Origin of the sequence: Amycolatopsis sp. cg9 (assembly GCF_041346945.1) — a bacterium.
GTDB lineage: Bacteria > Actinomycetota > Actinomycetes > Mycobacteriales > Pseudonocardiaceae > Amycolatopsis.
Genome location: NZ_CP166850.1, coordinates 7342058 through 7361027 on the forward strand (window position 1 = coordinate 7342058; position 18970 = coordinate 7361027).

Genomic DNA, 18970 nt, shown 5'->3' on the forward strand with positions numbered 1-18970 from the left:
CGTTGCTCTCACCTGATGCGAGGAAAGTCCCCTTCAGCGCGCCACATGCGCTGAACGTCCCCTTCAGCTCGCGTGTGGCGAGCGGGCCGGCCGCTAGACCCGCACGAGCACTTCGTCGAGGGACTTGCGCCGCAGGTCCGGTACGACGCAGTCGTCGGCCGGGTAGCCGACCGGGATCACCGCGAACGCCTTTTCGTTGCGGGGACGGCCGAGCAGCTCGCCGAGGAAGCGCATCGGCGACGGCGTGTGCGTCAGCGCCGCCAGCCCGGCCACCTGCAACGCCGTCAGCAGCATGCCGACCGCGATGCCCACCGACTCGTCGACGTAGTAGTGCTTGTGGACGCCGCCGTCTTCGTCGAGGGCGAAGCGCTGCTGGAACACGACGATCAGGTACGGCGCGTCGGTCAGGTGCGGCTTCACCGCGTCCGTGCCGAGCGGCCGCAGCGCGTCGATCCACGCCTCGCCGAGCCGGCCGCCGTAGGAGATCCGCTCCTCCTCTTCGGCGGCTTCGCGAAGCCGGCGGCGCACCTCGGGATCGCTGACGAGGACGTACGTCCACGGCTGCTGGTGCGCCCCGCTCGGCGCGGTGGACGCGACCGCGATGGCGTCCAGCACCGCGCGCTCGGGCACCGGGTCGGCGGAGAACATCCGGACCGAGCGCCGGGCCTCCATCCGCTGCCGCAGTGCGGCGGCCCTGGCGAGGGCTTCGTCGTCGGGCAGGCGGGCGGGCCGGTAGGGGACCGGGTGGTAGGTCATGCCCGGATTGTGGCGGGGGACACGCGCGTCGCAGCAGGGCCAAACGTACGATCCGCGGTGTGAAGCGTCCGTTCTACGGACAGTAAGGTCATCCTTGCCTTGATTTTTACGCTGAACGGCGCAGGGCAACTAGGCCGGTCGGTCCTGTCGCGCGAAGTGATCCCCTCATTACCCTCCAGTAGCAGACAGTGGTGCCGATCACAGTCGTTCCGGGAGGCTCTATGGCGTCGCGCGTCCGTGGACCCGGCTCCGAAGACCGGCGCGAACTGCGGATCCGGCACCTCACCGGCTGCCTCTCGTGCACGCTGAAATGCGCGTACTGCGGGCTGCCGGTGCGGCTCACCGGGCCCGGCGGCCACCCCGGCTACGGCGTGGTCGACGAAGTGGGCGACCACCTCGTGCTGCTGCACCGCTTCTGCCGCGGCGCGCTCGGCCGCTGCCGGACGCGGGGGTGCGTGCTGCGGCGCGCCCACCTCGGCCGCGCGACCGAGCAGTACGAAACCGGCCGGCGGCGGCCGGGGCGCTACCAGCGCCTGGGCGTCCGCCGCTCGGCCGACCTCGATCTGTACCGGAAACACTGGCGGGTCGCGAAGATGCGGTACGCGTGCAAGGCGTGCCGGTACTACACCGGCTCGCACTGAGCCGGTCCTTCCATCACGACGCGGAGGACTCGTGCTCGTTCGTCTCATCCTCGGCCTGCTCATGACCGTCGTCGGCCTCGCCGTCGCCGGGAAGCGCGTGGCCTTCCTATTCCAGCTGATCAAGGCGGGCCAGCCCGACGCGAAGCGCTCGAACGAGCTGGGCGCCCGCCTCTTCGCGCAGGTCCGCGAAGTGTTCGGCCAGCGCAAGCTGCTCAAGTGGTCGGTGCCCGGCGCCGCGCACTTCTTCACGTTCTGGGGCTTCGTCATCCTGGCCTCGGTGTACCTCGAGGCCTACGGCGCCCTGTTCGACGAGAAGTTCGCGATCCCGTGGATCGGCCACTGGGCGGTGCTCGGCTTCCTGCAGGACTTCATCGCCGTCGCGGTGGCCGTCTCGCTCGGGGTGTTCACGATCATCCGGATCCGCAACGCCCCCGCGCGCAAGGACCGCGCGTCGCGCTTCTACGGCTCGCACACCAGCGGCGCCTGGCTGATCCTCATCATGATCTTCAACGTCGTCTGGACGATGTTCTTCTTCCGCGGCGCGTCCTCGGCGTCCGGCAACTTCCCGTACGACAACGGAGCCTACGTCTCCCTCGGCGTCGGGAACCTCCTGGAGCCGCTGGGCCACTCGACGACCGAAGTGCTCGAAACCGTCGGCCTGCTGCTGCACATCGGCGTCATGCTGGTGTTCCTGTCGATCGTGCTCTACTCCAAGCACCTGCACATCTTCGTCGCGCCGATCAACGTCTCGGCGAAGCGGCTGCCGGACGCGCTCGGCCCGCTGCTGCCGATGGAGTCCGGCGGCGTCGCGATCGACTTCGAGGACCCGGGCGAGGACGACACGTTCGGCCGCGGCAAGATCGGCGACTTCACGTGGAAGGGCATGCTCGACTTCGCCACGTGCACCGAGTGCGGCCGCTGCCAGTCGCAGTGCCCGGCGTGGAACACCGGGAAGCCGCTGTCGCCCAAGCTCGTCATCATGAACCTGCGCGACAACCTCTTCGAGGAGGCGCCCTACATCCTCGCGGGCACCGAGCACGAGGAGGCGCGCCCGCTGGTCGGCCCGGAGGCCGAGGGCGGCGTCATCGACCCGGACGTGCTCTGGTCGTGCACCACCTGCGGCGCGTGCGTCGAGCAGTGCCCGGTGGACATCGAGCACGTCGACCACATCGTCGACATGCGCCGCTACCAGGTGATGATCGAATCGGCGTTCCCGACCGAGCTGGGCGGGCTGTTCAAGAACCTGGAGACCAAGGGCAACCCCTGGGGCCAGAACAACTCCGAGCGGCTCGCGTGGACGAAGGACCTCGGCTTCGACGTCCCGGTGTTCGACGGCGAGCTGGGAGAGGACGTCGAGTACGTCTTCTGGGTCGGCTGCGCGGGCGCGTTCGACGACCAGGCGCGCAAGACCGTCCGCGCCACGGCCGAGCTGCTGCACATCGCCGGCGTGAACTACGTGGTGCTCGGCAACGAGGAGTCGTGCACCGGCGACCCGGCGCGCCGCGCGGGCAACGAGTTCCTGTTCCAGATGATGGCCCAGCAGACGGCCGAGACGCTCAACGCCGTGTTCGAAGGCCGCGAGCCGCGCCTGCGCAAGATCGTCACGACGTGCCCGCACTGCCTCAACACGCTCAGCCGTGAGTACCCGCAGCTGTACGGGCACTACGAGGTCGTGCACCACACGCAGCTGCTGAACCGCCTCGTCCGCGGCGGCCAGCTGACCCCGGTGAAGGCCGTCGAGGACGGCCCGCGCGTGACCTACCACGACCCGTGCTACCTCGGCCGCCACAACAAGGTCTACACCCCGCCGCGCGACTTGGTCGGCGCGGCCGGCGCCCAGCTCACGGAAATGCCGCGCCACGCGGACCGAGCCCTCTGCTGCGGCGCCGGCGGTGCCCGCATGTGGATGGAGGAGCAGATCGGCAAGCGCATCAACCTGGAGCGGGTGGACGAAGCGATCGCGACCGACGCGGAAACGATCGTGACCGGCTGCCCGTTCTGCCGCGTGATGCTCACCGACGGCCTGGTCCAGCGCCAGAGCGAGCAGAAAGCGGAGAACGTCGACGTCCGCGACGTGGCACAGCTGCTGCTGGAGCGGGTGAAGGCACCGGACAACTCGGCCCCGAAGGTCTGAACGGGTTCACCCGTTCGCCGGATATCTCCGGCCCGCCGCACGGCTCTTCCTTGAAGGAGCGAAGAGCCGTGCGGCGGGAGGAGTGCCGATGGCCGAGGCGAGGATCGAAACGCTCGGCGGCGCCGGTGCGCGCCTGGCGGTGCGCCGGGGGTCGTGGCTGGTGGGGCGCGGGCCCGACGCGGACCTGCGGTTGCCCTCGGACCAGGTGTCGCTGCGGCACGCCTGGATCCGCCGCGACGGGCGCGGTACCTGGGTCGCCGACGCCGGATCGCGCAACGGCACCTGGGTGAACGGGCGGCGGCTGGCCCCGCGCCAGGACCACCCGCTGCGCAACGGCGACCGGCTCGAGTTCGGCCCGGTGGCCGCGGTCTACTCCGACGGCGAGGGTGGCGCGCCGCAGACGCGGACGTGGGAGCGGTCGGCGTCGGGCGGGGTCTCCTTCGGCGACGTCTCCGCCGGCACGATCAACAACGCCGGGCGCGACATCCACCACAGCTACGACCACCGCCAGCACCACAACTACGCATTCACCACCCCCGAAGGCGAAGCGATCACCCTGCTGGCCACCGGCAAAGGGCCCGGCCGCGTGATCATGGTGCTCGGGTTCCTCATGATCCTGACCGGCTTCGGCATCTGGGCGTCGGTGATCTTCCGGTTCATCAAGGCGGGTTCGGATTCGGTCTCGGCCGGCTCGTTCGACGCGCCACCGCCCCTGCTCGGCCCGGAGGTCTTCGACGGCGTGCCGCTCGGCGCGGTCGGCTTCGCGCTGTTCGGGCTGGGCGGCGTGGTGGTGCTGATCGGGATGGTCATGGCCAAGGCGGCGCGCGAGCGGCGCCGGAACGGGAGGCGCTAGGTGGACGGCATCCACTTCCACGGCGAGGTCCGCGCCGGGACGGTCAACAACGCGGTGCACGGCGACATCAACACCGTCCACGGCGGCCGCCAGGGGATCCACCGCGGCTTCGACGCCCGCCAGGTCGCCGAGCTGGTCCGGGCGGTCCGTGCGGAACTGGACGCGGCCCGCCTCCCGCCGGCGGCGAAGGAAGCCGTGCACGACGCGCTGGACGAGGTCGACCGGGACGTGGTGCGCGGCGGGTCCGCCGGCGCCGCCCAGCGGGTGCGGGAGCTGCTCCGGGACGCCGGCGGCCTCGCGACCGCCGGCGCGGGGTTGTGGACCGCGCTGCGGGCTTTGGCCGCGGCGGTCGGCGTGCCGCTTTAGTCGTCCACAGTGGACGGTTCCGATGTCGTGGTCTCCGTGTCGTCCAGCCGGGCTCCACTCGAAGTGATGTGAGCGAACTAGTTCGTACATTACGGCGCAGTGGCGCTTGACCAGCTACCTGATCGGACTCGTCGGCACGGGCATCGGGCCGTCCGCCAGCCCGGCGCTGCACGAGTGAGTCGCGAGCCACGGCCGGGGCAAACGGCACACTCCGGTCCACGCCTCGCAGGGGTGGGTTCCCGGCGCCCGGGAGCCCTTCGGAGCGACCTGGCGGCGCGGTGAACGCACTGGTGCGGATGGCCGCACCGCACCCCCCCGACCTGCCGCGCCACCAGCGAAAACGCCGTCCCGATCGCGTCCGCCGCCCCGGGAGTCCTTTCCCGGGGCGGCTTTCGTTGTCTCCAGTGTGCGATCCAGTGGCGATTTCCGGCTCCCTCGCGGTGAAAAACGGCCCGGACACCTTCCTATTCGGACGACTTCTCCCGCTCACTCACGTCGACCGGGTGACCGGTCGGCTACTCCCCGTCAGAGTCCCCGGTGGGTTTACAACGTTCCGGCAACCGCCTTGACAGGGCCTGTGGTACGTACCACTCTAAGCCCAACATTGGTCTACACCATTTGGGGAGCCTGGCCGTGGCGGCCGGGTATCGAAAGGACGGCATCGAGTGAAACGCTGGCTCAAGCTGGCGGCGGGCGCCGCCGCATTCACGCTCGCGACCGCAGGGTGCGCGGGCTCCAGCGGATCGGACACCGCCGCGTCGTCGAGCGGTGCTCCCGCGCAGATCACCGGCGACGTCACGGTCTGGCTGATGACGGGCTCCGCGCCCGCCACGCTGACCGACGCGCTGAACAAGGAGTTCGAGGCCGCGCACCCCGGGGTCAAGGTCAAGTACGAAGTCCAGCAGTGGGACGGCATCCAGCAGAAGCTGACCACCGCCCTGGCCGGCGGCACCCCGCCGGACGTCATCGAGATCGGCAACACGCAGACCGCGGCGTTCGCCTCGCAGGACGGCGTCCTGACCGACCTCTCCGGGGACAAGGACAGCTTCAACGGCGCCCAGTGGCTGAAGGGCCTCGCCGACTCGGGCACCTACGACGGCAAGACCTACGGCGTGCCGTTCTACGCGGCGAACCGCGAGGTCATCTACCGCAAGGACATGTTCGAGCAGGCCGGCATCGCCAAGCCGCCGACGTCGAACGACGAGTGGATCGACGCGATCGGCAAGCTGAAGACGAAGTTCGGCTCGGACCCCGACTTCCAGGCCCTGTACATGCCGGGGCAGAACTGGTACTCGCTGCTGTCCTTCATCTGGGACAACGGCGGTGACATCGCCCAGGCCGACGGCAAGAACTTCAAGGCGACGCTGGACAGCGCCGGCGCGAAGGCGGGCCTCGAGTTCTACAAGAAGCTCGTCGACACCTCCGGCACCAAGGCGCCGAAGGACGCGGACGAGGCCAAGCCGCAGCAGGCGACCGTCTACGGTGCCGGCAAGGTGGCCATGATGATCGGTCTCCCGTGGGAGCTGGCGACGGCGGCGAAGACCGACCCGAGCCTGACCGCCAAGACCGGTGCTTTCGCGATCCCGAGCAAGACCGCCGGTCAGAGCGCCCCGGTCTTCCTGGGCGGCTCGAACCTGGCCATCCCGGCCAACAGCAAGAACGTGGCCGCGGCCAAGGAGTACATCAAGCTGCTCTCCAGCGCGAAGTACCAGGGCCAGCTCGCCGCCGCCGGCGTCGTGCCCGGCACGTCGACCGACCTGACCGGCCTGGACAAGGACCCGCTGGGCAGCGTCATGGCGAAGGCCTCCGCCAACGGCAAGGCCGTGCCGGCCAGCCCGAAGTGGGGTGACGTGGAGTCCGGCCAGAACCCGGTCAAGGACATGCTGACCGCGTACCTGACCGGCAAGAAGACGCTCGACCAGGCGACCGCCGACGCCAACGCAGCGCTGAACAAGCTCATCGGCGGATGACAGCGACCGCCAATGTGACGATGCCGGCGGGGGCGACCCCGCCGGCATCGCCGCGCGACCCGGGGGTCAAGCGGCGCAGGCGGGGCCGGTTCGGCGACCGGGTCCTCCCGTACCTGCTGCTGCTCCCCGCGCTCGCCGCGATCCTCGTCCTGCTCGCCTGGCCGCTGGTCCAGGTGCTCGCGATCAGCTTCCGCAAGCTCGACATCGGCCAGCTCGTCTCCGGCAAGACGGTCTGGATCGGCTTCGACAACTACACGAACACGCTCTCGGACCCCGAGTTCTGGACCGTCACCTTCCGGACGCTGGTCTTCACCGCCGCGATCGTGGCCGCCACCATCCTCGGCGGCCTGCTGCTGGCGGTGCTCATGCGCCACCTCGGCCCGGTCGTGCGGATCCTGGTCCAGGTGACGCTGGTGCTGGCCTGGGCCACCCCGGTGATCGCCACGACCACCGTCTTCCAGTGGATCTTCGACGAGCAGTACGGCATCCTCAACAAGACCCTCGACCGGCTGGGCTTCCACGGCTTCATCGGCTTCTCGTGGTTCTCCAGCGGTCCCAGCACGCTGGCCGTGATCGGGCTGCTCATCGTGTGGCAGGCCGTGCCGTTCGTGACGTTCTCGCTGTACGCGGGCATCATCGGCGTCTCGCGGGAGCAGTACGAGGCCGCCGGCATCGACGGCGCCAGCGCGTGGCAGACGTTCCGCGCGGTCACCTGGCCCGCGATCCGGCCGATCACCACGATGGTGACGTTCCTGTCGGTGCTGTGGGACTTCAACGCCTTCGCCCAGATCTGGGCGATCCGCGAAGGCGGCCCCGACGGCGGGAGCACCACGCTGGCCGTCGTGCTGTACCTCAAGGGCATCGCGGGCAACCACTTCGGCGCGGCGGGCGCGATCGCGACCCTGATGCTGATCGTGCTCGCGCTCATCACGGGCCGGTACATCCAGCTGCTCACCCGGACCCGGGAAGGTGATCTGTCGTGAAGAAATCGCTGTCGCAGCGGATCGTGCTCTCGGTGGTCGGCGTGCTGGTCGCGCTGGCGATCGTCTTCCCGACGTACTGGATGTTCGTCACCTCGCTGCGGACGCCCGGCGAGATCCTCTCGCCGAAGTACGACCTCATCCCGACGTCGTTCTCGTTCGGCAACTTCGCCACCGCGCTCGGCAAGGACAACTTCCCGACGTACCTGCTGAACAGCCTGATCGTCACCGTCGGGTCGGTGCTGTGCGCGCTGGTCGCCGGGACGCTCGCGGCGATCCCGCTCTCGCGGCTGCGCTTCACCGGCCGCAAGGGCTTCCTGGTGCTGGTCATGGTGGCGCAGCTGGCGCCGGTGTCGGCCCTGTTCATCCCGCTGTTCCTGCTGATGCGGGACGCCGGGCTGCTCAACACGCTGCCGTCGCTGCTGCTGATCTACTTCGCCACCACGCTGCCGTTCACGGTGTGGATGCTCTACGGCTTCGTCAACGGGATCCCGTACGAGCTGGAAGAGGCCGCGATGATCGACGGCTGCAGCCAGACCGGCGCCTTCCGCCGGGTCACGCTGCCGCTGCTCGGACCGGGACTGGTCACCACGTCGGTGTTCAGCTTCATCACCGCGTGGAACGAGTACCTGTTCGCGCTGGTCTTCATCCAGGACAAGCCGAAGGAGACCCTGCCGGTGTGGCTCGCGTCGTTCCGCACGGCGTTCGCCACCGACTGGGGCGGGGTGATGGCCGCGTCGGTCATCTACGCGGTCCCGGCGCTGATCTTCTTCCTGCTCGTGCAGCGCAAGCTCGTGTCCGGCGCGACCGCCGGCGCCGTGAAGGGATAGCCGTTGTCTCCCGAACCCGCAACGCTCGCCGAGGCCGTCCTCCTGCCCGGGTTCGCCGGGACGACCGCGCCGGACTGGCTGCGCAGGCGTGTCGCCGGCGGCCTCGGCGGGGTGGTGCTGTTCGGCCGCAACGTCGTCGACGACGAGCAGGTCGCCGCCCTCACCGCGCAGCTGCGGGGTGAGCGCGACGGTGTCGTGGTCGGGATCGACGAGGAGGGTGGCGACGTCACCCGCCTCGACGTCAACACCGGGTCGTTCGTGCCGGGCCCGCTCGCGCTGGGCGCGGCCGACGACCCGGAGCTGACCACCGCGGTCGCCGCCGCGCTCGGCGAACGGCTCGCCGCCTGCGGCGTGACGCTCGACCTGGCGCCGTGCGCGGACCTCACCCTGGCGGCCGAGGACCCGATCATCGGCGTGCGGGCGTTCGGGTCCGACCCGGCGAAGGCTTCGCCGCACGTCGCGGCGTACGTGACCGGGCTGCAGAAGTACGGCGTGGCCGCGTGCGCCAAGCACTTCCCGGGCCACGGCGCCGCGACCGAGGACTCGCACGTGGCGCTGCCGGTGCTGCCGCGGACCGTCGAAGAGCTGCGGGAGATCGAGCTGGTCCCGTTCGCCGCGGCGATCCGGGCCGGGGTGCGCTCGGTGATGTCGGGCCACCTGGTCGTGCGGGCCTGGGGCGACGAGCCGGCCACGCTCAACCGGACGGCGCTGACCGGCGTCCTTCGCGGCGAGCTCGGCTTCACCGGCGCGGTGATCACCGACGCACTGGAGATGGGCGCGGTTTCGGGCGCGTACGGCAAGCACGACGGCCTCGGCCGCTCGGCCGTGCGGGCCCTGGCCGCGGGTGCGGACGCGCTCTGCCTCGGCGGCGCGGCGTTCGAGGCCGAGCACCTGGACGCGTGCGTCGCGGCCATCGTGGCGGCGGTCGCGGCGGGGGAGCTGCCCCTGGAGCGGCTCGAGGAGGCGGCCGCGCGGACGGCGGCGCTGGGCACCGACCCGGCCCCGGCCACGGTCGGCCCGGTCGACCGGCGGCTGGGTCTCGAAGCGGCGCGCAAGGCGTTGCGCGTGCGGGGCGAACCGCGGCTGGACGGCCCGCCGCTGGTGGTCGACGTCCAGACCGAGCCGACCATCGCGGCCGGCCCGATGCCGTGGGGCCTCGGCGCGCACCTGGCCGAGCTGGTGCCGGGCACGCGGACGCTGACCGCGAGCCCGGAGGACGCCGACGCCGTGCTCGAAGCGGCGCAAGGGTTCCGCAGCGTCGTCGTGGTGACGCGGGAAGCGCACCGGCACCCGCGCGTCCGCGCGCTGCTGGCCGCGTTGTCCACTGTGGACTACATCCGCGTGGAGACCGGGGCGCCGGGGCCGGCGGACGAGGGCGGCCCGCGGATCGACACGTTCAGCGGCTCCTACGTGAGCCTGCGCGCGGCGGCCGAGTACCTGGCCTGAGTTCTCCCGAAGCCCCGCCGGCCGCGCCCGGCGGGGCTTCGTCCGGTTTGCCGCATCTCCAGAGCCGGGTCCCGGCGTTTGTACGGGCCTTGTACCGGCGGCCGCCATCGTGGGGGGCACACCGGAAACTGGAGGACGGACAAATGAGAATTCGGATCGGGAAGCGGACGGCGGCCGTGGTCGGCGCCGCCGCGGCGATCGTGCTGGCCGGCGCCACACCGGCCCTGGCGGCGACGGGCACGGTGCACACCGACTCCGGCGCGCCGCTGACCGTGCGCTCGGCCCCGAGCACCGGCGCGAGCTCGACCGGCACGGTCGCCGACGGCACCGCCGTCACGATCGACTGCCAGACGACGGGCGAGACGGTCACCGGCAAGTACGGCACGAGCAACATCTGGGACCACGTCCCGGGCGGCTACATCACCGACACCTACGTCTACACCGGGTCCGACGGCCGGATCGCGCCGGACTGCACCGACGTGCCGACCCCGCCGGCCACCGCGTGCTCGACGTCGGGCCTGAACGACCCGAACACCTGTGCCGAGGCGGTCACGAAGGCGAAGTCGCGGATCCACACGAACTACGACGCCTCCTACGACGGCTGGTGCGACCGCATCAACGCCCAGAACTACGGCTTCACCGCGAGCGGCTCGACCACCGCATACGTGCACTGGACGCAGATCCCCAGCACGTACAAGCACGCGAACAGCACCGACGTCCCGGCGGGCGGCCTGGCGTTCTTCTCCAACGGCGGCGCGGGCCACACGATGATCTCGATCGGCGGCGGCAAGTTCCTGTCGAACGACATCAACGGCGCGGGCACCTACACCGAGACCACGATCGCCCAGATCAAGAGCAAGTGGGGCCAGACCTACCTCGGCTGGGCGCAGCCGTGGTTCAAGGTGAACCACTGATCTGACCCCCCGGCCACCATCCCCGGCCGGGGGACCCGGCCCCCTGCCCACCTCCCCCGGGCCGGGGGCCGGTCAGGGTTTCAGGTGGTGCAGCACGAAGATCCCGCCGACCGCGGGCCGGTCCCGGCGCTCGTGGTCGGTCGCCACGTACTCGTCCAGCACCGCCAGGATCCGGCGGTCGAGCTCGTCGACCTCGTCGGGGGACAGGTGCAGCAGGAACTTCTCGTGCACCGCCACCGAATCCGGGCCCGCGGCCGCGAGCTCCTCCTGGAAGATCTCGATCGGCGCGAACCGCGTCTCGGCGTCGGCGGTCGAGAGCGGGCCGTCCAGCCACCACGTCTCGTTGTCGGCGCGGTAGGGCTTCTCCAGTGCGCCGCTCGGGCCGGTGCGGACCGGGGCCGGCTGGAGGAGACCGGCGGCCACCAGCTGCCGGACGTGGTGCAGCACCGTGCCGGGGTCGCGGTCGAGGCGGTCGGCCAGCTGCTTGTTCGTCAGCTCGTCGACCAGGCACAGCCGCATGATGCGCAGCCGCAGCGGGTGGCCTAGGGCCTTCGCTTCGGCCGGCGTCGCGGGCCGCCGGTGGCGGGGCTCGTTCATGGACGCAGCGTAGTCGATCGATGGGGAAACCTCAGATCGATGGAGAAAACCCCATCGATGTGCGATCCTCCATCAATGCACCGGACCTTCTGGCGGCTGTGGACCGCGGCGGGACTGTCGAGCCTCGCCGACGGCGTCCTCAAGGTCGCCCTGCCGCTGGTCGCCGTCGGGTACACCCGCTCGCCCGCGCTGGTGGCGGGGCTCGCGTTCGCCTTCAGCGTCCCGTGGCTGCTGTTCGCGCTGCCGGCCGGCGCGCTCGTCGACCGGCTCGACCGCCGCCGCGTGATGCTCACCGCGAACGTCCTGCGCGGCGGGCTGGTCGCCGCCGTCGCGCTGCTGACCGCCCTCGGCGGGGGATCGATCTGGGTGCTCTACGTTGTCGCGCTGGGTGTCGGCACCGCCGAGACGCTCTACGACACCGCCGCGCAGTCGATCGTCCCGCAGGTCGTCGGGCGCGACGAGCTCGCGCGCGCCAACGGCCGGGTGTACGCGGTCGAGCAGACCGCCAACGAGTTCGCCGGGCCGCCGCTGGCCGGCGTCCTGGTCGCCGCCGGGGTGCTGGCCGCGCTCGCCACGCCGGTGGCGCTGTGGGCGGTGGCCGTCGCCGCGCTGCTGCTCGTGCGCGGCTCGTACCGGGTCCCGCGCGGGGACCGGTCCACCAGCCTGCGCACGGACATCGCCGAAGGCCTGCGGTTCCTGGTGCACCACAAGATCCTGCGGACGTTCTCGCTCATGGTCGCCGCGTTCAACTTCGCCACCGGCGCCACGTTCGCGGTCCTCGTCCTCCACGCGGTCGGTCCCGGCTCGGCGATGGGGCTGTCCGGACCGGCGTTCGGCCTGCTGACGGCGATGACGGCGGCGGGCGGCCTGGCCGGCTCGCTGCTCGCCGAAGCGGTGGAACGCCGGCTCGGCCGCGTCCGCGCGCTCTGGGTGTCGTGGCTCGCCGGCGGCCTGACGGTCGGCGTGCTCGCGGTGACGGCGAACCCGTACGCCGTGGGCGCGGCGTTCTTCGCCGGGGGCGCGGGAATCCTGGTGTCCAACGTCGTGATGGTGTCGCTGCGCCAGCGGATCACGCCGGACCGGCTGCTCGGCCGCCTCACCAGCAGCCACCGGCTCGTCGCGTGGGGCACGAAGTCGCTCGGCGCGCTGGCCGGCGGCGCGCTCGCGCAGGCGTCCGGGCTGCACACGGTGTTCGTCGTGATGGCCGTGCTGGCGTTTTCCGTGGTGGGCGGCCTCTTCGCGGTGACCGAAGACGCGCTCAGAGCCGCCGAGCCAGCAGTTCCGACACACCCGTCTTGACCGGCGCCACCGCCGTCCAGCCCCAGCGGTGGTACAGCGCGTGCGCCGGCGCCGCCGTAGCCGCGGCGAGGACCGCGGCCGGCTCGGTCCGGTCGGCCAGCAGGCGGTCGAGCAGGGCCCGGCCGTGGCCGCGGCCGCGCTGCCCCGGCCGGACGGCGAACTCGTACACGTAGAACAGCGGGCCGCTCGCGAGCCACGGCGGCGGGCCGGCCGCCGCCAGGGAAGGCCACCAGCCCGCCTCGCGGCCGACGCCGTAGGCGAACCCGGCGAGCTCGCCGCCACTGTGGACGGTCTCGAGCGCGAACCCGGGCAGCTTCGCGTGCTCTGCCACCGCTTCGCGGAACCGGGCCGCGTCCGCTTCGCTTTCCCCATAAGGGGGTTCCCGGTAGACCTCGTGGTAGAGGTCGGTGAGCTCGGCCCAGTCAGGCATCCACGTTCTCCCGCGTCGGGACCGCCTCCGGCGCCGCTTTCAGTCCCGCGAGGACGGCCACCGCCAGCATGCAGCACCCGGCCAGCACGAGCCACGGCAACTGCGGGCCGCCGGCCAGCAGCGCGGTGAAGGTCACCGGCGCCAGCACCCGCGCCGCACCCCAGAGCAGTTCCTCGAGCCCGAGGTAGCGCCCGCGCAGGTGGGCGGGGGCGAGCGCGACGGTCAGCGCACTGCTGGTCGGCGCCTGCAGCAGCTCGGCGGTGGTGAAGACCGCCGTGGCCACGGTCAGCACGGCGAACGCGGGCAGCGCGGTGACCAGCGGCACGGCCGCGTAGAGCAGGAACGCCCCGGCCCACACGACGGCCGCGACCTGGAGCGTCCGCGCCCGGCGGAAGCGGTCCACCCGCGCGGCCACGACCGTCTGCGCGAGCACCACCAGGACCGTGTTGAGGGCGAAGAGCACACCGGGCTGCCAGGCCGGCAACCGCAGCGCGTCGAGCACGTACGCGCTCAGCAGCACCGTCAAGGCCAAGTCGCACAACGCGAAGACGAAGACGGTCACGAGCACCCGGCGGAACGCGCGGTCGGCGAGCACGGCCCGGTAGCCCCCGCGCGGCGCGGCGGCCCGGGCCGGTGGTTCGGCGGCTTGGCCCCGCCAGGTCGCGACGAGCACCGCCGCGACGAGGAAGCTCACGGCGTTGAGCACGACGATCGCCGAGTACCCGCCCACCACGACGAGCACGCTGCCGGCCAGCCCGCCGAGGCCGATCCCGACGTTGCGCAGCGTGCGCTCCATCGCGTACCAGCGGGCGCGCTGCCCGTCGTCGGCCACCTGCGCCACCAGCGCGCCGGACGCGGGCCAGAACAGGCCTTCGCCCCAGAACGTCAGTGCCGCCAGCGCCACCAGCACCGCCGGCGATCCCGCGAAGACGTACCCGGTGAAGGTGAGCACCCGCAGCAGGTTCGCCGCGACGACGACCCGCCGCGGGCCGAAGCGGTCCACCAGCGGGCCCGCGCAGAGCCCGGCCGGCAGGGCGAGCAGCGCGGCCAGCGAAAGCGCCGCGCCGACCGCGGTGAGCGGAAGTCCTTTGGCGGCGTGGAAGTAGACGACGGCGAACGGCAGGAACAGGCCGGTGCCGAGCGCGTCCACGCCCTGGGCGGCGACCAGCGGGCGGCGGCCCCGGGTGCGGGGCAGCCCGAGCAGTGCAGTGACGGCCATCGGTGCGTCCTCAGGCGTGGGGGAGCGGGAAGGTGTTCAGCCGCGCTTCGGGCAGGGGGTGCGCGCGCCAGCCGAGGTCGACCGCCGCGCGGCGCACCCGGCCGTCGCCCCAGTACGGCAGCCCGGCCGGGAAGTTGGCCACCAGCCCCGGCACGAGCGTGTGCGCGGCGTGGAACCCGGCGGCGGCGACGTCGCGGGTGGTGAGGTCCACGCTGAGCACCTCGAACCCGCGTGCCTCGACGCGTTCCCGGTAGGTCTTCAGCGTCCGTTCACCGAGCGCGGGCAGGCCTTCCCAGGTCCGTTCCGGCAGGTCGCGGACCCACGGTGCGACGTGGGCCGCGGCGCGCGGGTCGAGGTAGACCTGTTGCTGGCACAGCAGGTCCACGACGTCGCCGAAGTCCGCGCGGTAGGAGTCGAGGTAGCGCCGGTCGGCCCGGTACGGCTTCAGGTTGCCCAGGTGCGGCAGGTCGTCGCGCATCGCGGCCAGCTCGCGCTCGTCGTCGAGGGCGAGGCAGGTGTGCTGCAGCGTGAACCCTTCGGCGAGCGCCTTCTTCGCCGCTTCCAGCGCGTCGGGGCGGGTGGCGAACCCGATCGACAGCCAGCGCCGCGCGCGGTCGAACACCGCCGCCGCGACGACCGGGACGGCGAACTCGTTGTCCAGCGGGATCAGCGTCACGTCGTAGGTGTCCGTGGTGTCGGCGACGAGCGCGTGCACCTCGGGCGGCACCGGCAGCGCGCGCAGCCGCGGCGTGTTGGCCCACCACACCATGGTGGTGTCCCGTTCCAGGACTTCTTCGAGGCCGGAGGTGACGGCGTGCTCCGCGCTCGTGCCGCCGGCCAGCCCGGCGATCAGCGGGTCGGTGAAGCGCGCCCCGCCGGGTTCGGGCGCCTGCGAGACGAGGGCGGCCGGGACCCAGACCGGCTCCTTCGTCGTGTGCGAAAAGGCTTCCACCCACGCGCAGTCCGCGTCCGTGGTCAGCGGCGCGAACGGGAAGCCGGGGGTGGCGTACTGCCGGGCCGAGTAGAGGTTGAGGCGGCGCGGGTCCAGCGCGGGGACGCCGGCGCGGCGAAGCTGGTCATAGCTGCCGTGGCGGATCTCGCGCTCCGGGGGCAGCCAGCTGCCGCAGTAGCGTTCGACGGCCTCCCCGATCGCGGACTCGCGGGCCGGCTCGAAGTCGTGCCACGACGTGCCGAACGCCTGGCGGTCGTTCGGCCAGTCGACGACCCGCCGCATGTCGGCGACGTCGACCGCGCACACCTTGAGCCGGGCGGGCATGCCGGGCGCGGCGGGCAGCTCGTGGACGGCGGTCACGATGCCGGTCCGGTCGTCGACGAGCAGATCCGGTCGCAGGCCTTGTTCTCGCACCGGCCGCGGCCGGTCGGGCACCGGGAGCACGGGCCGGGGGAGCGCGGTCAGCCGGACGGGGTCGAGCTCGAGTTCGCCGGTCGTCGTTTCGGCGGGTTCACCGGCGATCCACCGTTCGAGCTGGACGGCGAGGGCGGTGACCAGCCAGCGGGCGTCGGCTTGCCGGAACCGCGGCCCGGCCGGGGCTTCGGCGGCGGCGAAGGCGTCGGTGACCCGGGCGTCGAGGGCGGCCGAGCGGCGGCGCGCCAGCACGTCGGCGAAGTCGGGGCCGAAACCGGGTTCGACGGCGGGGCCGGCGATGCCCTGGCCGCGTTCGCAGCGGAAGGGGAAGAACCGCACGCCGTGCTCGGTGCAGAACGCGTCCAGCGCGGCGAGCTCGCGGTAGGCGGGGTGGGTGTAGGCGGCGACGAGAACGGTGTCCGCCGGGTCCAGGGGAAAGGTGGCTTCGGCCAGGGGCTGCACCGCGCGGAAGGCGGCCGAGCCGAGGATGTCCGCCGGGTCCGCGGGGGCCGCGGTTTCGGCGAGGGGCTGCGCTGAGCCGTGGTCGGCCGAGCCGGGAATCTCCGCCGGGACTGCGGTGTCGGCGTGCGGCCCCGCCGAGTCATCGCCGGCCGTGCGGAGGACCTCCGCCGGGTTCACCAGGAGCGCGGCTTCGGCCAGCGGCCGCACCGCGCCGTAAGCGGTCGCGCCGAGCACCTCCGTCAGCACCCCCGTCAACTCGGCTGCCCCGGTGACCAGCACCGTCGTCGCGGCCAGGCGGCGGGCGCCGTCGTCGCCGGTGGCCGGATGCAGGCAGCCGTCCGCTTCGAGGACGTCGAGCACCTCCGCGTGGTCCGGGCTCATCCCGGCGAGCAGCTCGGCCCGCGTCCGGGTGCCGTCGCAGCGGCCGAGCCACGCGCGGAACTCGCCGACCGGCGCGGTGATCGAGTACTGCCCGCCGTTCGGGGTGATGAGCAGGCACAGCTCCGGCTCGAGGTCATGGAGCTCGACGCCGGTCAGCTGCAGGCGGGTGTCGTCGGAAGGCATGGGCGATCCCCTCGTCGGCGGGGCCGTGCCGCGGCCCGGGGTACGGGCCGCGGCACGTCGGCGGCTGGGCGGGGACTACTTGGCGGACGCGCGGTTGTGCACGACGGCGCGGTTGTGGACCACGGCGCGGTTGTGGACGACGGCCCGGTTGTGGACGACCGCGCGGTTGTGGACGACGACGGCCGACGGGCGCTCGAAGGTCGAGATCATGGTTCCTCCTGCGGAGTGGGTGGGATGTCCCCCGGCGGGCCCACCGGGGCGGGGTGACGGGAACCAGTTTCGGGTGGCGCCGTGCGTTCCGACGTCTTCTCGAGTGCGATCCGCACCGGCGCACCCGTGCGTTCGTCACGGTCAGGGCGTGACCGGCGCACGAAGAAGGCCCCCACCGGTGGGCGGTGGGGGCCTTCTCTGGTCCGTCAGGTCACGCCCGGCAGGTCCGCCCGCGGTTCACGCAGTTGACCAGCCCGTTCATGATCCGCTGCGACATCACGTTGGCGAAGTCGTCGTGGTCGGAGAACGGGTTGTGCTTCTCCTGGGGGAAAGCGTCCACTTTGTACTGCTTCTTGACCTGGATGTCGTGCGGGATGTCGTAGGTCAGCGAGATCTGCAGCTGCGGGACCGCCTTGAACCCCTTGGCGCACCGGCCGTTCTGGTCCGGGAAGACGATGTGCGTGCGGTGGTTGGCGCTGTCGGTGTTCTGCCCGTCCCAGCAGCTCGGGAACGTGTGCACGCGCTTGACCTTGCTGTTCTGCGGGCAGATCGGGTACTTCTCGGTGACGCGGTTCTCGAACCCGGTGCACGTCCAGCTGGCGCGCGCGTTGGCCGGGCCGTTGGTCGACACCTTCGCGTCGCCGTAGAGCACGCGCAGGAACTTCGGCATCGCCACGACCTTGCCGACCGGGCTGCCGCGGAAGGTGAGCTGGACCTTCTGCGGGCGCAGGATCTTGCCGTCGTTGCCGGGCAGCTCGTTGTTGCCGTCCTGGCCGGGCAGCTGGCCGCCCGCGGTGCTGCTCGGCGGCGGTGTCGGCGATCCGGTGTCCTTGCCGGGCTTCGCCGTGCACGGCAGGGTGCCGACGCCGCCCGGTTTCGGCGCGAACCGGCCGATCGCGGTGAGGATCCGGTCGATGATCGCCTTCCGGCGGTCGTTGAGCGGGCCGATGATGCTGTTCTGGACGAGGTTCTGGCCGCCCTGGCCCTGCGCCGCGGCGACGCGCTGGTTCGCCTCGTCGGTCTGGGTGTCGAGCTGGTCGAGGTTGCTGTCCACTTCGGCCATCGCCTGGTCGGGGATATCCGGCAGCTTGCTCGCGACGTCCGGGCAGGCCACCTGGACGGTCTTCGACTCCTGGGCGGCCTGCGCCCGGTCGCCGTCGGGCGCCTTGGCCGGCTCGTTCTTCTCCTCTTCGCCCGTGTCGATCCGGACGACGGGCCAGAAGTACGCGGACTTGTCGCCGTTGCGGCAGGTGGTGCCGGCCTTCGCGAGGCTCTTGTTGGTGGAGTCGGCGTTGGTGGAGAGGTTGCCGACGTAGTCGTGCAGGTGCTGGGCGCCGTTGCGGACGCCGGGCTGCGCGATGAAGTTGTCGGGGTTGAAGTGCTGGTTTTCGTTGCGGCCGCAGTCGACGGTGAACGTGCCCGTCGCGGCACCGTAGACCGGCCGCGGGTCGAACTGGTTCGGCTGCACCTTCAGGATGTCGATGTAGAAGGCGGGATCGGCCTCGTCGGCGCTGGCTTCACCGGTGTTGCCGGTGGTCGTCGCGACGACGATACCGCCGACCGCGATCGCGAGGGCGAGGCCGCCGGTCGCGATCTTGGTTCTGCGGGAAAGGCGGTGCCGTCCTTGGGTGCGGGGCATGGGGGAATCCTCCGGGGGTGTCGGGCTGGCGGGAACGCGCGACACTGAACGGGTACGAGCCCAGGCTCGTCCCCATCAGGAATGCGTCGGCAAGGAACGGTTTCCGGCTGGTCCACTGACCCGACATCAGTGGGTGCGCGCTCACCTGCCCGTGGCCGCGCCGTCAACCGGCTGGTTATCGTTCCGTTATGGAAGTTACACGGGCGTTTGACACCGGGCAAGCACCGAAAAAAGTTTGAACCGAACTGAACCGGCGTCCGTATCCCCAGGTGAGGCCCGGCGCATGCGCCCGGC

General features: G+C 71.8%; 17 protein-coding genes. 10 read left to right on the plus strand and 7 right to left on the minus strand.

What is annotated here, in order from left to right; all coding sequences use genetic code 11:
• Positions 1–93: 93 nt before the first annotated feature.
• Complete coding sequence (locus tag AB5J73_RS34205) at positions 94–756, minus strand: nitroreductase family protein (RefSeq protein ID WP_370962922.1); 663 nt, start codon at positions 754–756, stop codon at positions 94–96.
• Between the two features lie 221 nt (positions 757–977).
• Here AB5J73_RS34205 and AB5J73_RS34210 point away from each other — a divergent pair, with 221 nt between their 5' ends.
• The 9 genes from AB5J73_RS34210 to AB5J73_RS34250 all read left to right on the plus strand — a co-directional run bounded on the left by AB5J73_RS34210 (position 978) and on the right by AB5J73_RS34250 (position 10890).
• The gene (locus tag AB5J73_RS34210) at positions 978–1397 is read left to right on the plus strand and encodes a hypothetical protein (RefSeq protein ID WP_370962923.1); all 420 of its coding nucleotides are present in this window, start codon (positions 978–980) and stop codon (positions 1395–1397) included.
• Positions 1398–1428: 31 nt separating this feature from the next.
• On the plus strand, positions 1429–3531 hold the full coding sequence (locus AB5J73_RS34215; RefSeq protein ID WP_370962924.1) for a (Fe-S)-binding protein: 2103 nt from the start codon (positions 1429–1431) through the stop codon (positions 3529–3531).
• 88 nt (positions 3532–3619) lie between these two features.
• Entirely contained in the window at positions 3620–4384 is a 765-nt protein-coding gene (locus AB5J73_RS34220; protein ID WP_370962925.1) for an FHA domain-containing protein, read from the plus strand.
• A complete protein-coding gene (locus AB5J73_RS34225) occupies positions 4385–4750 on the plus strand; it encodes a hypothetical protein (RefSeq protein ID WP_370962926.1) in 366 nt (121 codons plus the stop codon).
• 665 nt (positions 4751–5415) lie between these two features.
• The gene (locus tag AB5J73_RS34230) at positions 5416–6720 is read left to right on the plus strand and encodes a sugar ABC transporter substrate-binding protein (protein WP_370962927.1); all 1305 of its coding nucleotides are present in this window, start codon (positions 5416–5418) and stop codon (positions 6718–6720) included.
• Positions 6717–7703, plus strand: a complete 987-nt coding sequence (locus AB5J73_RS34235) for a carbohydrate ABC transporter permease (RefSeq protein WP_370962928.1) — start codon at positions 6717–6719, stop codon at positions 7701–7703. Before AB5J73_RS34230 ends, AB5J73_RS34235 begins: the two co-directional genes overlap by 4 nt.
• Positions 7700–8530, plus strand: coding sequence for a carbohydrate ABC transporter permease (locus AB5J73_RS34240; RefSeq protein ID WP_370962930.1), 831 nt, complete (start codon positions 7700–7702; stop codon positions 8528–8530). The genes AB5J73_RS34235 and AB5J73_RS34240 overlap by 4 nt, the downstream gene beginning before the upstream one ends.
• A 3-nt stretch (positions 8531–8533) precedes the next feature.
• Entirely contained in the window at positions 8534–9976 is a 1443-nt protein-coding gene (locus AB5J73_RS34245) for a glycoside hydrolase family 3 protein (RefSeq protein ID WP_370962932.1), read from the plus strand.
• A 143-nt stretch (positions 9977–10119) separates the two neighbouring features.
• A complete protein-coding gene (locus AB5J73_RS34250; protein ID WP_370962933.1) occupies positions 10120–10890 on the plus strand; it encodes a hypothetical protein in 771 nt (256 codons plus the stop codon).
• A gap of 72 nt (positions 10891–10962) precedes the next feature.
• Here AB5J73_RS34250 and AB5J73_RS34255 read toward each other — a convergent pair whose 3' ends face one another.
• Entirely contained in the window at positions 10963–11487 is a 525-nt protein-coding gene (locus AB5J73_RS34255) for an ArsR/SmtB family transcription factor (protein ID WP_370962934.1), read from the minus strand.
• Between the two features lie 75 nt (positions 11488–11562).
• Here AB5J73_RS34255 and AB5J73_RS34260 point away from each other — a divergent pair, with 75 nt between their 5' ends.
• Positions 11563–12786: an MFS transporter gene (locus tag AB5J73_RS34260; protein ID WP_370962935.1), complete on the plus strand. Its 1224-nt coding sequence runs from the start codon at positions 11563–11565 to the stop codon at positions 12784–12786.
• Here AB5J73_RS34260 and AB5J73_RS34265 read toward each other — a convergent pair.
• The 5 genes from AB5J73_RS34265 to AB5J73_RS34285 all read right to left on the minus strand — a co-directional run bounded on the left by AB5J73_RS34265 (position 12746) and on the right by AB5J73_RS34285 (position 18676).
• A complete protein-coding gene (locus tag AB5J73_RS34265) occupies positions 12746–13216 on the minus strand; it encodes an N-acetyltransferase family protein (protein WP_370962936.1) in 471 nt (156 codons plus the stop codon). The two genes, AB5J73_RS34260 and AB5J73_RS34265, sit on opposite strands and share 41 nt — an antisense overlap.
• A complete protein-coding gene (locus AB5J73_RS34270; RefSeq protein ID WP_370962937.1) occupies positions 13209–14435 on the minus strand; it encodes an MDR family MFS transporter in 1227 nt (408 codons plus the stop codon). Before AB5J73_RS34270 ends, AB5J73_RS34265 begins: the two co-directional genes overlap by 8 nt.
• Positions 14436–14445: 10 nt before the next feature.
• Positions 14446–16827 (minus strand): YcaO-like family protein, encoded by a 2382-nt coding sequence (locus tag AB5J73_RS34275; RefSeq protein WP_370962938.1) that lies wholly within the window; start codon positions 16825–16827, stop codon positions 14446–14448.
• Positions 16828–16902: 75 nt separating this feature from the next.
• Complete coding sequence (locus tag AB5J73_RS34280; protein WP_268747407.1) at positions 16903–17037, minus strand: hypothetical protein; 135 nt, start codon at positions 17035–17037, stop codon at positions 16903–16905.
• A 211-nt stretch (positions 17038–17248) separates the two neighbouring features.
• On the minus strand, positions 17249–18676 hold the full coding sequence (locus AB5J73_RS34285; protein ID WP_370962940.1) for a DUF1996 domain-containing protein: 1428 nt from the start codon (positions 18674–18676) through the stop codon (positions 17249–17251).
• Positions 18677–18970 lie beyond the last annotated feature (294 nt).

What these genes read in the sequence shown, in the direction of transcription:
- AB5J73_RS34275 (WP_370962938.1), bottom strand. Translation starts at nt 16,827, where the DNA reads ATGCCTTCCGACGACACCCGCCTGCAGCTGACCGGCGTCGAGCTCCAT.
- AB5J73_RS34265 (WP_370962936.1), bottom strand. Translation starts at nt 13,216, where the DNA reads ATGCCTGACTGGGCCGAGCTCACCGACCTCTACCACGAGGTCTACCGG.
- AB5J73_RS34220 (WP_370962925.1), top strand. Translation starts at nt 3,620, where the DNA reads ATGGCCGAGGCGAGGATCGAAACGCTCGGCGGCGCCGGTGCGCGCCTG.
- AB5J73_RS34250 (WP_370962933.1), top strand. Translation starts at nt 10,120, where the DNA reads ATGAGAATTCGGATCGGGAAGCGGACGGCGGCCGTGGTCGGCGCCGCC.
- AB5J73_RS34260 (WP_370962935.1), top strand. Translation starts at nt 11,563, where the DNA reads ATGCACCGGACCTTCTGGCGGCTGTGGACCGCGGCGGGACTGTCGAGC.
- AB5J73_RS34285 (WP_370962940.1), bottom strand. Translation starts at nt 18,676, where the DNA reads ATGCCCCGCACCCAAGGACGGCACCGCCTTTCCCGCAGAACCAAGATC.
- AB5J73_RS34255 (WP_370962934.1), bottom strand. Translation starts at nt 11,487, where the DNA reads ATGAACGAGCCCCGCCACCGGCGGCCCGCGACGCCGGCCGAAGCGAAG.
- AB5J73_RS34270 (WP_370962937.1), bottom strand. Translation starts at nt 14,435, where the DNA reads ATGGCCGTCACTGCACTGCTCGGGCTGCCCCGCACCCGGGGCCGCCGC.
- AB5J73_RS34235 (WP_370962928.1), top strand. Translation starts at nt 6,717, where the DNA reads ATGACAGCGACCGCCAATGTGACGATGCCGGCGGGGGCGACCCCGCCG.
- AB5J73_RS34280 (WP_268747407.1), bottom strand. Translation starts at nt 17,037, where the DNA reads ATGATCTCGACCTTCGAGCGCCCGTCGGCCGTCGTCGTCCACAACCGC.
- AB5J73_RS34210 (WP_370962923.1), top strand. Translation starts at nt 978, where the DNA reads ATGGCGTCGCGCGTCCGTGGACCCGGCTCCGAAGACCGGCGCGAACTG.
- AB5J73_RS34205 (WP_370962922.1), bottom strand. Translation starts at nt 756, where the DNA reads ATGACCTACCACCCGGTCCCCTACCGGCCCGCCCGCCTGCCCGACGAC.